Origin of the sequence: Mesorhizobium sp. LNHC232B00, from assembly GCF_000502435.1 — a bacterium.
GTDB lineage: Bacteria > Pseudomonadota > Alphaproteobacteria > Rhizobiales > Rhizobiaceae > Mesorhizobium > Mesorhizobium opportunistum.
Genome location: NZ_AYWP01000007.1, coordinates 252,451 through 267,463, shown reverse-complemented (window position 1 = coordinate 267,463; position 15,013 = coordinate 252,451). Strand labels below are relative to the sequence as shown.

The 15,013-nt window shown below is 64.4% G+C and carries 17 protein-coding genes and 1 tRNA gene; 10 read left to right on the top strand and 8 right to left on the bottom strand.

From position 1 onward, the window contains the following. Window positions 1–84: 84 nt before the first annotated feature. The 3 genes from X743_RS156655 to X743_RS156665 all read right to left on the bottom strand — a co-directional run bounded on the left by X743_RS156655 (window position 85) and on the right by X743_RS156665 (window position 2,414). Window positions 85–161: transfer RNA gene (locus X743_RS156655), tRNA-Arg, on the bottom strand. 108 nt (window positions 162–269) lie between these two features. Beyond that, window positions 270–1,199, bottom strand: coding sequence for a DUF1003 domain-containing protein (locus tag X743_RS156660; RefSeq protein ID WP_023765540.1), 930 nt, complete (start codon window positions 1,197–1,199; stop codon window positions 270–272). 321 nt (window positions 1,200–1,520) lie between these two features. Further along, window positions 1,521–2,414, bottom strand: coding sequence for a D-alanyl-D-alanine carboxypeptidase family protein (locus X743_RS156665; RefSeq protein WP_023765539.1), 894 nt, complete (start codon window positions 2,412–2,414; stop codon window positions 1,521–1,523). Window positions 2,415–2,702: 288 nt separating this feature from the next. Here X743_RS156665 and X743_RS156670 point away from each other — a divergent pair, with 288 nt between their 5' ends. The 4 genes from X743_RS156670 (at window position 2,703) to X743_RS156685 (ending at window position 6,891) form a co-directional block, all read left to right on the top strand. Next, on the top strand, window positions 2,703–4,517 hold the full coding sequence (locus tag X743_RS156670; protein ID WP_023765538.1) for a hypothetical protein: 1,815 nt from the start codon (window positions 2,703–2,705) through the stop codon (window positions 4,515–4,517). 131 nt (window positions 4,518–4,648) lie between these two features. After that, window positions 4,649–5,743 (top strand): hypothetical protein, encoded by a 1,095-nt coding sequence (locus X743_RS156675; protein WP_023765537.1) that lies wholly within the window; start codon window positions 4,649–4,651, stop codon window positions 5,741–5,743. Between the two features lie 135 nt (window positions 5,744–5,878). Next, window positions 5,879–6,490: a nucleoside triphosphate hydrolase gene (locus X743_RS156680; RefSeq protein ID WP_023765536.1), complete on the top strand. Its 612-nt coding sequence runs from the start codon at window positions 5,879–5,881 to the stop codon at window positions 6,488–6,490. Window positions 6,491–6,582: 92 nt separating this feature from the next. Next, on the top strand, window positions 6,583–6,891 hold the full coding sequence (locus X743_RS156685; protein WP_023765535.1) for a hypothetical protein: 309 nt from the start codon (window positions 6,583–6,585) through the stop codon (window positions 6,889–6,891). A 24-nt stretch (window positions 6,892–6,915) separates the two neighbouring features. Here the strand turns inward: X743_RS156685 and X743_RS156690 are convergent, their stop codons facing one another. From X743_RS156690 to X743_RS156700, 3 genes are all read right to left on the bottom strand, one after another. Further along, window positions 6,916–7,620, bottom strand: coding sequence for a glutathione S-transferase N-terminal domain-containing protein (locus X743_RS156690; protein ID WP_023765534.1), 705 nt, complete (start codon window positions 7,618–7,620; stop codon window positions 6,916–6,918). Window positions 7,621–7,839: 219 nt separating this feature from the next. Next, on the bottom strand, window positions 7,840–9,048 hold the full coding sequence (locus tag X743_RS156695) for a beta-ketoacyl-[acyl-carrier-protein] synthase family protein (protein ID WP_023765533.1): 1,209 nt from the start codon (window positions 9,046–9,048) through the stop codon (window positions 7,840–7,842). Between the two features lie 4 nt (window positions 9,049–9,052). Then, window positions 9,053–9,307, bottom strand: a complete 255-nt coding sequence (locus X743_RS156700) for an acyl carrier protein (protein ID WP_013891779.1) — start codon at window positions 9,305–9,307, stop codon at window positions 9,053–9,055. A 259-nt stretch (window positions 9,308–9,566) separates the two neighbouring features. Between X743_RS156700 and X743_RS156705 the strand changes: the two genes are divergently transcribed. The 5 genes from X743_RS156705 to X743_RS156725 are packed head-to-tail and all read left to right on the top strand — an operon-like array spanning window position 9,567 to window position 11,882. Further along, the gene (locus X743_RS156705) at window positions 9,567–10,352 is read left to right on the top strand and encodes an urease accessory protein UreD (RefSeq protein WP_224689673.1); all 786 of its coding nucleotides are present in this window, start codon (window positions 9,567–9,569) and stop codon (window positions 10,350–10,352) included. A 28-nt stretch (window positions 10,353–10,380) separates the two neighbouring features. Continuing rightward, window positions 10,381–10,683, top strand: a complete 303-nt coding sequence (locus tag X743_RS156710; protein ID WP_013891781.1) for an urease subunit gamma — start codon at window positions 10,381–10,383, stop codon at window positions 10,681–10,683. Window positions 10,684–10,693: 10 nt separating this feature from the next. Then, entirely contained in the window at window positions 10,694–10,948 is a 255-nt protein-coding gene (locus X743_RS156715; protein ID WP_023765531.1) for a DUF1272 domain-containing protein, read from the top strand. Between the two features lie 34 nt (window positions 10,949–10,982). Further along, window positions 10,983–11,570: a HupE/UreJ family protein gene (locus X743_RS156720; RefSeq protein WP_023765530.1), complete on the top strand. Its 588-nt coding sequence runs from the start codon at window positions 10,983–10,985 to the stop codon at window positions 11,568–11,570. A 6-nt stretch (window positions 11,571–11,576) separates the two neighbouring features. Then, the gene (locus X743_RS156725; RefSeq protein ID WP_023765529.1) at window positions 11,577–11,882 is read left to right on the top strand and encodes an urease subunit beta; all 306 of its coding nucleotides are present in this window, start codon (window positions 11,577–11,579) and stop codon (window positions 11,880–11,882) included. Between the two features lie 95 nt (window positions 11,883–11,977). Here the strand turns inward: X743_RS156725 and X743_RS156730 are convergent, their stop codons facing one another. After that, complete coding sequence (locus tag X743_RS156730; protein WP_023765528.1) at window positions 11,978–12,472, bottom strand: hypothetical protein; 495 nt, start codon at window positions 12,470–12,472, stop codon at window positions 11,978–11,980. 114 nt (window positions 12,473–12,586) lie between these two features. After that, a complete protein-coding gene (locus X743_RS156735; protein ID WP_023765527.1) occupies window positions 12,587–12,961 on the bottom strand; it encodes a hypothetical protein in 375 nt (124 codons plus the stop codon). Window positions 12,962–13,125: 164 nt separating this feature from the next. Between X743_RS156735 and ureC the strand changes: the two genes are divergently transcribed. Beyond that, on the top strand, window positions 13,126–14,841 hold the full coding sequence (gene ureC / locus X743_RS156740; protein WP_023765526.1) for an urease subunit alpha: 1,716 nt from the start codon (window positions 13,126–13,128) through the stop codon (window positions 14,839–14,841). Window positions 14,842–15,013: the final 172 nt, after the last annotated feature.

Here is a 15,013-nt window from a genome sequence, read left to right as displayed (position 1 = left end):
TCCAAAACCCTTTCGGGCCAAAAGTGTTACCCATGTCTCCGGTATAAACCGTAACCTATGTGTCCGGAACGGACCTGCTTTAAGTGGCGCACCCGACAGGATTCGAACCTGTGACCTCTGCCTTCGGAGGGCAGCGCTCTATCCAGCTGAGCTACGGGTGCTTCCCGGGAACCGGAAAACGAACCAGCCGGTGAACCGGCAAGTCACGGCTTCTTAGCGGAAGCCGGGGCGGGCTTCAACGGGCAATCGGCGATTGGCTGTGCGGCCCCCTACTGCCCAGCCTCACTCTTCACCGTCCGCCGCCGCACCCCGCGCACCGCTCGCTTCGCCTTCTTGGCACCGGTCAGCTCATGCATGGCATCCAGCTGCATCTGCTGCATTTCGGCGAGCCGCGTCCATTGGCGGGAGATGAGGTAGTCCAGCTTTTCGTGCAGGTGGCGCACTTCGAGCTCGGCTTTGAGGTTGACGCGGTAGTCGTTGAAGGAGCGCAGGCGGTCCTTGGTCTCCTGGCGCTTCTGGCTCATCATGATGATCGGCGCCTGGATAGCGGCGATGCAGGAGAGCAGGAGGTTGAGCAGGATGAAGGGATAGGGGTCGAAGGCGCTGCTCATGCCCGCGATCAGGTTGATGCCGATCCAGATCAGAAGCACGCTGCCAAACGAGATCAGGAACCACCAGCTGCCGCCGAAGGCCGCCATGTTGTCGGAGACGCGGTCGGCGAAGGAGCGGTGCTCCTCGAATTCTTCTTCCGAGTTTTCGGAAATCGTGTCCTGCCGGGCGATCGATTCCACCACCTGGCGGTCGAGCTCGGAGAATTCGCCGTGCTCCTGCTGCAGCAGCTCCTCCATGTAGCGCATGCGGTAGCGGCCGAGCTCCTCGCGGCTGATGCGGGCGCCCTTAGGCAGGTCCGGATGATCCGCGTGGATGCGGTCGGCGAGGCTCGGGCGCAGCGTGTCGATGCGCACGAGGTCGCGCTTGCGGAATTTGCGGCCCGAGATCGCCGACGGTTTTTTCTTCGGCTTGAACCGCGACGCGCCAGGGCCTGAAGGTTCGGAGTCCGGAACCTCGGGCGTGTCGAAATGCTCGTCGGAAACCCCGTGCAGGTCTTCCTGCGTGGTCGACGCCTCGAAATATTCGCCGCCGCTGTCGTTCTCATTGTCCGCCGCCTTCTGCTCGGATGCCTTGGGAACGGTGCTCATGGTGCTGGCTCCTGCTGTGGCGCTAAGGTGTGATGATATCCAGGTGAGGCCGGCCTGCAAACGACGGCCTTCTGCGCTTCCGGTGCTCACGTACGAAAAGTACGCTCCGCTCCGGTTCTCGAAAGCCATCGTTTTCAGCTCGGCCTGACCTGAATCTCAACACACCTTGGGCCTTCTGCCTGTCGCAGGCAGACGATACGCCAACGGGGCGGCGCATAGCCACCGTCGGTCTTCGCAGCCTATGCCATGGCTTCCGGACAATTGCGTGACAGTCGTGAAACAATAGCCGGCTGCCCACCTTTGTTGGCTCAGGCCGCAGGACTACTGCTGTTCGGCGAACATCAGCCGGGTCTTGGTGTCGGCCACCATGGGCGAGAGGCTGCGCTGGATCAGCGCCTCGACATGGTCGTTGCGCTGGCGGGCCGAGTCGGCGCCCATCACCACTACGATCAGGCGGCGGCCGTCGGCATTGTAGGAGGTGACGATGTTGAAGCCGGAGGCTCTTATGTAGCCGGTCTTGATGCCGTCGACGCCGCGCACGCGGCCGAGCATGTCGTTGTGACCGCGCACCAGCCGGCCGCGGAACATGAAATCACTTTCGGAGAAATAGTGGAAATGCTGGGGAAAGCGGGAATGCAGCGCCATGCCGAGCACCGCCATGTCGCGCGCCGTCGTCATCTGGCTGTCGTCGGGCAGGCCGGATGCGTTGCGGAAGGTGGTGCTGGTCATGCCGAGCTGGCGCGCCTTGGAGGTCATCATGGCGGCGAACTGATCCTCCGAGCCGCCGAGATATTCGCCGACCGCCACCGCCACGTCATTGGCCGACTTGACGACGATAGCGCGGATGGCGGAATCGACGTCGATCGTTTCGCCACGCCGGAAGCGCATCTTGGTCGGCGGTTGCGAGGCGGCGTGGTCGGAGACCGGGATCTGCGTTTCCTTGGTGACGCGGCCGGAGTCCATCGCCTCGAACAGCAGATAGAGCGTCATCATCTTGGTCAGCGAGGCCGGGTAGCGCTGCGCGGTCGAGTTGACCTCGAACAGCTGCTTTCCGGTCTGTGCGTCGACGACGATGGCGGCATATTTCTGCGGCGGCGCGGGCACGGCCAGAACCGAATCCGGCGGCGTCGTGGTCGAGCAGCCGGCCAGCAGCACCAGCAAGGCAAATGCCGCGAGAACTTTGTGGACGAACGAAAGGGGATGCAGGTGGGACAAGGGGCAGGTCTGTTCTTGGTAGGCCGTTGCTCGAGATGCGGCGAAGCTAACGTAACGCGATTGGTGCGTCCATTTGGTTAATGATGGTTAGCCCCAAGAATATGGTGGCCATCGGAGACCTGGGTTCCTCTCCCTAACCGAGGGGTCAGTGATATGCGATCGCCCTGCGGTGTGGGGAGAGGAAGAGGTTGCGAAGGCCGCCCCGAAATAGCCCCGTTCCTATCTTTCTGTGCCAGAATCGCGTTTCCTGTGGGAAGGGGCGCGGCATCTGGCGGCTTGGGGGGTGGCATGACGAATATCGGGGCCGGGGGCGCAGCGCCCTCGCTTATCAGGGCATCTCTCAGCCGCACCGGCAAATGGGCCGGCAGCATCGCCTTTATCGGCGGCGCGGTTTCCGACATCCTCAATCCGCTGGCGCCGTTCGCCGCCTATATCGCGCTGGTCGCATCGATCGCGGCGGTCATCATCGCCATTGCCATCGTCCTGCGGCTCGTGCTGGCGGCCAAGGCGCTGCCGGCGCTGGTGTTCGCCACCAGTGCGGCGGCGGTCGCGGGCGGCGTCTATGCCGTGCAGAAGGAGACCAGTTCGCAGAACGGCATCATCGCCAGCCTTGTGCCGGCGGTCGCGAAGCTGCAGCAGTCGATCGGCATCGTCTCCGAAAAGGTGGCGAAGATCGAGCAGACGGTCACGCAAACGCAGAAGACCGTCGAAGAGGTCAAGAAATCGACCGACACGGTGGCGCAGAAGGCCGATCAGATCGCGTCCGCCCAGCAGCAGCAGACGCAGCAGGGCGCCGAGACGCAAAAGACCGTCGAGGCGGTCAAGCAAACCACCGACACGCTTGCCGCCGGCCAGCAACAGCAGCAGGCCCAGGCGGAGAAACTGCAGGTGACGGCCGAGCAGATCGCCGTCTCGATCGACACCATCGCCAAGGGCTTTGCCCTATTGGCAGCCCAGGGCGGGGCGATCGCCGAGCCAAAACGGCCGGACGAGTTCTACCACAATGCCCGAGTCTACGAACTGTCGGGCGACATGCTCAACGCGCGGCGCGCCTACCTTGCCTTTGCCGGCTTCGATGTCGACGCCATCGACCCCTATACGCGCTTCGCCACGCTGCTTCGGGTCCAGGACGGCAAGGCCGGTGCGCGCGAAGTGTTCGGCCAGCTTGCGGAGAAGGCCAAGGCACCGTCGATCAAGCTCGTCCACCTGCTGCAGTTCGACGACGCTCAGCGTGTCGACAAGCTCAATGCCTTCATCGCCGCGAACCCCGGCTACGCGCCCGCCTATTACCTCCTGGCGCAGGAGTTTTCGGAAGACCGCCTCGGTAGCCAGACGCTGGCCGACAAGCGCGGCGAAGCTCAGGCGCTGACGAAATTCGTCGCTTACGAGAAGGATGGCGGGCTGCTCAAATATTTCGTCGACCAGACCCAGCTAGCCGACTGGCTGGACCGCAGCCGCAGCCGGCTGACAGCGCTTGGCGACGTGCTCGACCCCGCCCGCTTCGCGCCGTCGCTGACGCCGATGCGCTCCAACCAGGGCTGGTCGATGACCATCTCGCTGCCGGAGCCGGCGACCGCGATTTCCTGGCGTCTCGGCGACAGCGGCGCCTTTACCGATACTGGCGTGCTGGCACTCAACGACCAGCGCACCGGCAAGCCGATGCCCAATCCGAGCTTCGAGTTGCCGGACAGCACGGCCGCGACCACCATCGCGATAAAATATCTCGACATCCGGGGCCGCGAGACCGGTCCGTTCGACATCCGCTTCGATCCGGATGCGGCGCTTCAGCAAGGCGACAAGCAGATCCTCGACCAATTCTGGACATCATGGATCGCCTTCGATGCCGGCGGCAATCATGGGCTGGTCTATTTCACGCAGATGCTGTCCTACCGCTGCGCCATCAAGGAAGTCCGCTACAGCCTGAACGGCGCGGCACTCGACAAGCAGATCAAGATGCCGCCCTGCGACAAGAAAGATCCTTATGCCATCCCCTACGACTACCAGCCCTATTTCAAGGTCGCGGACAGCGTGAAATCGATGTCGGTGCAGGTCACCTACACCGACAGCACAAAATCACCGGTGCGGGAATACAAGCGGCAGTAGGTCTGCTTACCCTCCGCTTGTGTTCCCTGTGGGAAGGGTGAGGCAGCGTGATGCGAAATGCCCCACATCACGCTTGCGCAAGCCGCGCCGAACGGGTTCTGGTTGCGGCTTCAGAATCGGGTGAGAGCGCAATGGACATCAGCACGATCAAGGCCAGGGGCATTTCGGTTTCGCTCGATCTCACCGTCGGCCACATCGCCGACATGACCGTCGACGGCGACGGACGCCAGTTGAAGCCGCTGCATCGCGCGCCCTGGGTCGACGCGGGCGAGACCTTGCCGAAAGATCTGCCGCAAGGCACCGTTAGGCTCTCCGGCGATTTCCTGTGCGCGCCGTTTTCGCGCAGCGATGTCGAGGACGCGCCGCTGCATGGCTGGCCGGCCAACAGCGCCTGGGACATCACCGAAAGCAGCGCCACGGACGGTGGCTGGCGCGCCGTTTTCCGGCTGCGGCACAAGGTCATGGGCGCCAGCGTCGACAAGATCTTCACCCTCATCGACGGCCATCCTTTCCTCTACCAGGAGCACGTGTTTTCCGGCGGCCAAGGCGCGATTTCCGTCGCCCATCACCCGATGACGGCGATGAAGGGCGGCGGCCGGCTGTCCTTTTCGCCGAAGCGCTTTGCCGCGACGCCAGCCGACCCGCTGGAGCCCGATCCCGCACGCGGCCGCTTCATGCTGGCCTATCCGGCGCGGTCGGCCGACCTCGGCCATTTTCCTGCCGCCGCCGGAGGCACACGCGACCTGGCGGACTACCGCATGGACGATCGGCGCGAGGATTTCGTCACCCTGGTCGAGGCCGACCATGGCGGACCGGGCTGGACGGCGCTGGCCCGCAAGGCCGAGGGCGACCTGGTGCTGGTGTTGAAGAACCCGGCCGAACTGCCTGTTACCATGCTGTGGCTCAGCAATGGCGGCCGCGACTACGCGCCGTGGAGCGGCCGCCATCTGGGCGTGCTCGGCATCGAGGATGGGCGCGCCGCCGTCGGCCACGCCGCCTCGATAGGCGACAACTGGCTGAAGCGCGAGGGCGTGGCGACCGCCTTTGCGCTCGGCGACAGCTTCTCGTTTCGCCATGTCATCGGCGCCATGCCGCTGCCGGGTGGCGAACCGCCGCAGGAGGTTGTCACGACGGATGGCCGCATGCGGCTGTCGGCCGGCGGCTCGACATGGGACGTGCCGTTCGACAGCGATTTCCTGCGCATCGGCCAGCCTGCCGCGGCATAGGCACGAGATTGCGCAATGGCGGATTTGAAATTTCCGCCGACTGCCGCCAAGATGGAGGCGAAATTGTCGTGCATCATCAGGGCCGACCATCAGGGCCGACCATCTGGGCCGACCATCTGGGCAAGTGAGGCTCCCATGTCCGAAATCGCGCACCTCGCCGCCACCATCTTCAAGCGCGCCGGCAAGGCAAAGCGCTTCATCGTCGCCATTGCGGGACCGCCGGGAGCAGGCAAGTCGACATTGTCGGCGAGCCTGCATGACCTTTTGCCCGAAGGAGCCGTGGAAGTCGTGCCGATGGACGGCTTCCACTATGACGACATCGTGCTCAACGCGCGCGGCCTGCGCGCGCGCAAGGGCGCGCCGGAAACCTTCGACTTCGCCGGTTTCGAAACCCTGCTGAAGCGCATCCGGGCCGGCGAGGCCGAGATCGCGATTCCCGTCTTCGACCGCGGCTTGGAGCTGTCGCGCGCCGCCGCGGCGATCGTCGGCACCGAGACCAAGTTCATCCTGGTCGAAGGCAATTACCTGCTGCTCGACGAGGAGCCGTGGTCGCGGCTGGCGCCGCTGTTCGATTATTCGATTTTCGTCGACGTGCCGCGCAACGAGCTCGAGCGCCGCCTGATGGAGCGCTGGCACGAGCATGGCCGTTCCGATGCCGATGCGCGCGCCTGGATCGCCTCCAACGACATGCCGAACATCGAACGCGTGCTGGCACGGCGCCGGGCGGCCGACCTGGTCATTGGTTAACCTGCTTAATTTTCGGTATTCTTGGACGGGAACCTTAAGAGTTTCGCGCCGTTATGGCTCAGAACCAGTTTGTGTGGCGTGAGGGATTTTGCATGGCAACCAAGGCTAGAAAACCCGCAAAGACGAAACCCGCGAAGGCAACGCAAGCGAAAGCCGGTGCTGGCCCCGCGGTAGCCGAACGCTCAAAAGACGCCAAAGGCGCTTTCGGCAAGGCGGCACCTAGAAAAGTGGTCCCGGCCGCCAAGACGGCCAGCCCGCGCAAAGCGGCGCAGAACAAAGCCGGTGCCGTTCGAACCGCAGCGAACGTCGCCGCAGGTGCGGTGGTTGCAACCGCCCGGGGCGCCGCTTCGCTTGCCGCCTCCGTGATCGGCAAGGGCAGTTCGAAGGCCAAAGCGAAGTAGCAGGCAGCAGGGCGGCAGTCCGCCTCAGGCCTTTGCCGGAATGGTCAGGCCCTTTTGAACCGCCGGCCGTGCCAGGCCGCGCTCCAGCCATGCCGCTACATTGCCAAAATCATCGAAACCGACGAGGTCGCGGGCTTCATAGAAGCCGATCAGGTTGCGCACCCAGCCGAGCAGCGAGATGTCGGCGATGGTGTAGTCGTTGGCCATGATCCATTTGCGGCCCTTCAGCCTGGCGTCGAGCACACCGAGCAGCCGCCGCGATTCGTCGCGATAGCGCTCCAGCGGGCGCTTGTCGGCGATCTCGCGGCCGGCGAATTTGTGGAAGAAACCGACCTGGCCGAACATCGGACCGACCGAAGCCATCTGGAAGAACACCCACTGGATCGTCTCATAGCGGCGCGCGGCGTCCACGGGCATGAGCAGGCCGGTCTTGTCGGCGAGATAGAGCAGGATGGCGCCGGATTCGAACAGGCCGATCGGCTTGCCGTCCGGGCCGTTGGGATCGATGATCGCCGGTATCTTGCCGTTGGGATTGAGCGCCAGGAATTCCGGCGTCCAGCTTTCGTTCTGGCCGATATTGATCCAATGCGGCTCGTAAGGCAGGCCGATCTCTTCCAGGGCGATCGATATCTTCACCCCGTTCGGCGTCGTTGCCGAGTAGAGCTGGATCTGGTCCGGGTGCTTGGCCGGCCAGCGCGCGGTGATTGGAAAGGCGGACAGGTCGGCCATGGTGAACTCCTGAATGGGGATGCGCAAAATTGCGGTGCTGGCGGGTCCGCAAAGAATTAGGCGCGTGGCCGGGTGCGATCAATATGGCGGCGACGGTTTCGCCATGAGCGACCGTCAACCAATCAGACGGGCGCAACCGCCGATGGCACGCGGGATCGCCCGGCAGTTGTAACTGCCGGGGCGGTGGTAACCGCAGGGGTGCGGTGGTAACCGCAGGGATCAAACAGCTTTGAAGGCCAGCACCGCGTTGGTGCCGCCGAAGGCAAAGCCGTTGCTGATCGCGACGCGCACCTTGCGTTCGCGGGCCACATTCGGCGTCACGTCGAGGTCGCAATCAGGGTCGGCCTCGCGGAAATTCGCCGTCGGCGGCACGACGCCTTCGCGGATCGCCATGACGCAGGCGATCATCTCCAGTCCGCCCGAAGCGCCCAGGCAATGGGCGTGCATCGACTTGGTCGAGGAGACCGACAGCCTGTAGGCGTGCTGGCCGAAGACGCGCTTGATGGCGGTGGTCTCGATCTGGTCGTTGGCCTTGGTGCCGGTGCCATGGGCGTTGAGATAGTCGATGTCCTCGGGATTGAGCCCGGCATCGGCAAGGCAGAAGCGCATCGCCGCTTCCGGGCCCTCGATGGTCGGCGCGACGATGTCGGACGCGTCGGCCGACAGGCCGGTGCCGGCGATTTCGGCGAGGACGGTGGCGCCGCGCGCCGTCGCATGGTCATAGCTTTCCAGGACAGCCATGCCGGCGCCTTCGCCCAGCACCAGCCCCTGGCGATCGGCCGAGAATGGCCGGCACGTGTCGGGCGACAGCACGCGCAATGCCTCCCAGCCCTTCAGCACGCCCCAGACCAGCGGCGCATCGGTGCCGCCGGCCACCATGACATCCGCGCGGCCGAGCCTGATCTGGTCGACCGCCGAGGCGATGGCGTGGTTGGCCGACGAGCAGGCCGAAGTGACGCCGAACACAGGCCCACGCAGGCCAAGGTGCATGCTGACCTGGCCGGCGGCGGCACCCGGCATGACCCGGGGCACGGTGAAGATGCCGGCGCGATTCTTGCCCTCGACCAGGATGGCGCGATAGTTCTCCTCGACCGTCTCGAACCCGCAGACGCCGACGCCGACAATGGTCCCCATGCGATAGGTGTTGTCGGCGTGGGGGGCCAATCCGGATTGTTGCAGGGCTTCGCGCGCCGCGATCACCGCCAGCAGGCTGAAACGGTCCATCGACACCAGTTGCTTGCGCTCGATGCCGTGATCGGGCAGCGCCTTGACCTCGCAGCCTGTCCTGACCTTCAGGTCGTGCAGGGAATGATTTTCGATCGGGCCTATCGCCGAGCGGCCGGCGCGCATCTCGCCCCAGATTGCCGGCGCATTGGTGCCGAGCCCGCATATGCCGCCAAGGCCGGTGATGACGACGCGTTTCAGCATTCGGTCAGGCTTTTTTCGCGATCAGCGCGCGAACGGCCTCGACCATGTCGCCAACGTTCTTCAGATTGCTCCAGGCGTCGACCGTGTTCATCTCGATCTCGATGCCATATTGCTCCTCGAGATCGAAGATGATCTCTGTCAGCTCCAGCGAATGGATGCCGAGCGCTGTCAATTCGGTGGCGGTGGTGATTTCCTCACCGCCCGGCTCGGCATGGGCCTTGATCTTTTCGATGATTTCCGTTGCCAGTTGGTCGGCCATTCGGTTTCTTCCCCACTTTTTCGTTTCCCGACGCCAACTGAACAGCGCCTTTTTGTCCTCGATATCAGGCCGCGATTGTCGCCTTCTACCCCCGCCAGGCATCGCATGACCGCACCAAGGTGGCTCCCTCTATAGAAACGGAAACGCCATCAAGCAACAAGCTATATATCGACAAAACCGCCGCAGTGCTTAACCTGGCGGCGTGGACACGATCGAATATACGAAGTTTTCAGGCCAACCGGCCCAGCGCGCCGCTGGCCTGGCCCAGCTTGGCTGCGCCAGCATCGATGGCCGCACGCGGCTGCGCCGCCTCTATCAGGACGGCTCCGCCAAGATAAGGCTGCCGGCCGTTTCGGCCGGACCGCTGGAAGCGGTGCTGATCAATACCGCTGGGGGGCTGACCGGCGGCGACCGCCTCGGATGGGACGTGGATGTCGGCGCAAATGCCAGCGCTGCGATAACCACCCAGGCCTGCGAGAAGGTCTATCGCGCCGCGTCCGACCGCGCCGAGGTGTCGATCAAGCTGACCGTCGGCGAAAACGGCCGTATTGCGTGGCTGCCCCAGGAAACCATCGTCTTCGACCGGGCGGCCTTTGCCAGGACATTGGATGTCGAACTTGCCGCCGGCGCCGAGGCGCTGCTGGTGGAGGCGACCGTCTTTGGCCGCCTGGCAATGGGCGAACGTGCCGCGCAGGGCAATTTCCATGACCGCTGGCGTGTCCGTGGCAATGGGTCCCTCATCCATGCCGAGGATTTCCGCATCGGACCCGACATCGCCGCGATCCTTGGCCGTCCGGCTGTCGCCGGCGGCGCGATCGCGGTGGCGACGCTGCTGCTGGTGTCGCCACGGGCAGAGGCGCTGCTCGATCCGGTCCGGGAGATCATCGGCGACCAGGGTGGCGCCAGCGTCTGGAGCGTAGGGACATCTGGCAAGCTTCTTGCGAGGCTTTACGCCGAGGACGGCTACCAGTTGCGCCAGCGGCTGGTTCCGCTTGTCGGATTGCTCAATGGAGAGGCGGGACTGCCCAAATTATGGTCACTGTGATTCTGTTCGCATCATTTCAGGCAAACGCATGAACCTGACGCCAAGGGAAAAGGACAAGCTGCTGATCGCCATGGCGGCAATCGTGGCCCGCAAGCGGCTGGAGCGCGGTGTCAGGCTCAACCATCCGGAAGCGATCGCGCTGATCACCGACTTCGTCGTCGAAGGCGCGCGTGACGGCCGCCCGGTCGCCGAGCTGATGGAGGCGGGCGCCCATGTCGTCAGCCGCGCCCAGGTCATGGAAGGCATCGCCGAGATGATCCATGACGTGCAGGTGGAGGCGACCTTCCCCGACGGCACGAAACTGGTGACCGTGCACGAACCCATCAGGTGAGGAGACCGGAATGCTGGATCTGCGTCCAAACTGCGAATGCTGCGACAAGGACCTGCCGCCGGAGGCAACGGACGCGTTGATCTGCACCTTCGAGTGCACCTTCTGCGCCGACTGCGCGGAAGGCGTGCTGGGTGGCGTCTGCCCGAACTGCGGCGGCAATTTTTCGGCCCGGCCGATCCGTCCCGCCGCGATGCTGAAGAAATATCCGGCTTCGACCAAGCGCATCCTCAAGGCCGAGGGCTGCGGCCCGCGCAAGGCCGCGTGACCCCCCTGCGACACCGCAAACGAAAGGCAAGTGAATGATCCCCGCCAAACGCCTGTGCCTCTCGGCGATCCTGTTGATGGCCGCCGCCATGCCGGCCTATGCCCATGTCGGCATCGGCACGACATCCTCCTTCACGGCCGGCTTCATGCACCCGCTCTCCGGCCTTGACCACATGACGGTTATGATCGCGGTCGGACTATGGGCGGCACTCAAGGGTGGCAAGGCGATCTGGGCCTGGCCGGCGGCTTTTGCCGGCGTCATGCTGGTGGGCGGCGCACTCGGCATGCTGCACATGCCGCTGCCTTTCGTCGAGCCGGGCATATTGGCGTCGGTCGTGGCGCTTGGGCTGCTGGTGGCGCTGGCGACCGATCTCCCGGTGTCCACGGGCGCCGCCATCATCGCCCTGTTCGCGCTGTTTCACGGCGATGCCCATGGCACCGAAGTGCCGGAGAATGCCGGCGGGCTTGAATACATGGCCGGATTCGCCGTCGCCACCGTGCTGCTCCATGCCGCCGGCATTGCCGCCGGCCTCAGCCTCGGCCGGAGATTCCGCGGCCTGGCCCGCATCGCGGGCGCGGCCTGCGCGGCGATCGGCGTCGGCCTTGCCTTCGGTGTGGTGTGACATCCAATGATCCCCGGCGAAATCATCCCCGCACAAGGCGACATCGAACTCAATAAGGGTTTGGCGACCATCACCCTGAAAGTCGCCAACAGCGGCGACCGGCCAGTCCAGGTCGGCAGCCACTATCATTTCTTCGAAACCAATGAAGGGCTGAAGTTCGACCGCGAACGGGCACGCGGCATGCGCCTCGACATCGCCGCCGGCACCGCCATGCGCTTCGAACCGGGCCAGGAACGCGACGTCACGCTGGTGCCGCTCGGCGGCAAGCGCGAGGTCTATGGCTTCCAGCAGAAGGTGATGGGCAAGCTGTGAGATCGGTGGGGTCTCATGCGTGGCACGCCAAGACGGCGACGGGCTTTGGGGCAAGCGCCCTAGCACACGGTGCTTTCGGCCCAGCCGGGCGGTTTTCAGCCAGGCGGTTTGGCGGCCGCGTAGATGACGATCTTTCCGGGATCGTCGAACTCGACGGCAAGGACGTCCTCGGCCAGCACGCGCCGCGAATCGATGGCATTGAAGAGCAGGGCGTTGGCCTCGATCTCCTTGCGCAGCTCCGCCACATCGTCCTGATGCTGCCGAACCTTGTTCTCGATGACCGGCGGCGGGCCGCCTTCGCTGCGCGCCGCATCGGTGAGGAAGACGATGTCGACCTTGTCGAGCTTGGACGTTTTGCGCACGGTGCTGATGTTTTCACGCGTGCGGTCGATCGCCGAACTGACTTTTCCAATTTCCGCTGTGGCCTTGGCCTCTTCCTGATTGACCTGCGACCCGACGATCCTGTCGACGGTCTCCGGGCTTTCGAGGCTCTGCGCGTTGAGCACGGCCTGCGGGATGCTTGCCGCGAGAAAGGCCGCCGCCGCAAAGGCATGCGGCCATCTGGCATCGGGCAGTATCGTGACGGTCATCGCTCGCTTTCGTGGTTCGTTCCAACCTCTGGGAAACGAAACGCTTCCAGCCTTGCCACGGTTCCCTTCACGATGCGCCCGGCGGACCGGATGCCGGCCCGCCAGGCCGGATCGTCAGCTGGCTTTCTTGGTGATCAGGGTCAGCGCGCCATTGGGCTCCATGCTGGCCGCGACCACTTGCGCGGAGGTCATTCCCTTGGCCTCCAGCGCGGATTTGACCTTGGGCGTGGCATCGATCGAGCTGCGCAGTTTCTTCAGGCCGTCATCGCCGCGCTGGGCGATCACCTGGTTGACCTGCGTCTGGGTGTCCTTCGGCAGCTCGGTGATGTCGACGATGTTGACGCTCTGGATCGCCGGCGCGGCCTGCTGACCGCCAGGAGCGGGCGCGGCCGGCGCCTGGGCGGGCTGTTGCGCGGGTTGCTGCTGGGCACTGGCGGCGCCAGCCAGCATGAGGGTGGCGGCGGCTGCAAGAACTATCGCTTTGCGCATGGATCTTCCTTCCATCGATTTGGCAAACGGTCGTTTTGGGGTGACCCCCCAACCTCAACCGCCAAATGGGATCAGAAGGTGTCGCCCAGCGGGTCATTGCATGACCATTGGATGGCGACAATGTGCAAGCCGGCTTCAACCGCACCGCAATTCGGGAGCAATCGCTGATGGCCAGAGTAACCCGTGCCGCCTACGCCCAGATGTACGGACCGACGGTCGGCGACCGGGTGCGGCTCGCCGACACCGAGCTCTTCATCGAGGTCGAGAAGGATTTCACCATCCATGGCGAGGAGGTGAAATTCGGCGGCGGCAAAGTCATCCGCGACGGCATGGGCCAGAGCCAGGTTTCCCGCGCCCAGGGCGCGGTCGACACGGTCGTCACCAACGCGCTGGTGATCGACGCCAGCGCCGGCATCTTCAAGGCCGATATCGGCCTCCGGGATGGCCGCATCGCCGCGATCGGCAAGGCCGGCAATCCGGACACGCAAGATGGGGTCACCATCATCATCGGCCCCGGCACCGAAATCATCGCCGGCGAGGGCAAGATCCTGACCGCCGGCGGCTTCGACGCGCATATCCATTTCATCTGCCCGCAGCAGATCGAGGAAGCGCTGATGTCGGGCATCACCACGATGCTGGGCGGCGGCACCGGTCCGGCGCACGGCACGCTGGCCACCACCTGCACGCCGGGACCATGGCACATGGCCCGCATGATCCAGTCCTTCGACGCCTTTCCGATGAATATCGGCCTGTCGGGCAAGGGCAACGCCTCGCTGCCGGCGGCATTGGAAGAAATGGTGCTGGGCGGGGCCTGCTCGCTGAAACTGCACGAGGACTGGGGCACGACGCCGGCGGCCATCGACTGCTGCCTGTCGGTGGCCGATGATCATGACGTACAGGTGATGATCCACACCGACACGCTCAACGAATCCGGCTTTGTCGAAAACACCGTCGCGGCGATCAAGGGCCGCACCATCCACGCCTTCCACACCGAAGGTGCGGGCGGCGGCCACGCACCCGATATCATCAAGGTCTGCGGCCTGCCCAACGTCATCCCGTCCTCGACCAATCCGACGCGGCCCTACACGGTCAACACGCTGGCTGAGCATCTCGACATGCTGATGGTCTGCCATCATCTGTCGCCGTCGATCCCCGAGGACATCGCCTTTGCCGAAAGCCGCATCCGCAAGGAGACGATCGCCGCCGAGGACATCCTGCACGACATCGGCGCCTTCTCGATCATCTCGTCCGACAGCCAGGCCATGGGCCGCGTCGGCGAGGTGGCGATCCGCACCTGGCAGACCGCCGACAAGATGAAGCGCCAGCGCGGTTCGCTGCCGCAGGAGACCGGCAACAACGACAATTTCCGCGTCCGCCGCTACATCGCCAAATACACGATCAACCCGGCCATCGCGCATGGGCTGTCGAAAGAGATCGGCTCGATCACGGTCGGCAAACGCGCCGACCTGGTGCTGTGGAACCCGGCATTCTTCGGAGTGAAGCCGGATATGGTGCTGATCGGCGGGATGATTGCCGCCGCCCCGATGGGCGACCCCAATGCCTCGATCCCGACGCCGCAGCCGATGCATTACCGGCCGATGTTCGGCGCCTATGGCAAGGCCAGGACCAACTCGTCGGTGACCTTCGTTTCCAAGGCGGCACTCGAGTCGGGCCTGCATGGCCGGCTTGGCGTCGACAAGCAGATGGTCGCAGTCGAAAACACCCGTGGCGGCATCGGCAAGCATTCGATGGTGCTCAACGACGCCACGCCGCATGTCGAGGTCGACCCAGAAACCTATGAGGTCCGCGCCGACGGTGAATTGCTCACCTGCGAGCCGGCAACGGTGCTGCCGATGGCGCAGCGGTATTTTCTGTTTTGATGTCAGCGGTTTTGGTTGAAAGTCATGAACTTGGTGAATTTCGTCTGAATCCACAGCGCGTAGCGTGATGCACAAAAGCGCACGCGCTATGTCCAGTGCGAAGCCAAAATGTTTCGTCAGATTGCCAATCGCATCCGTGCCCCCTGCTTCCAACTTGGAAATTCGGGGCCAT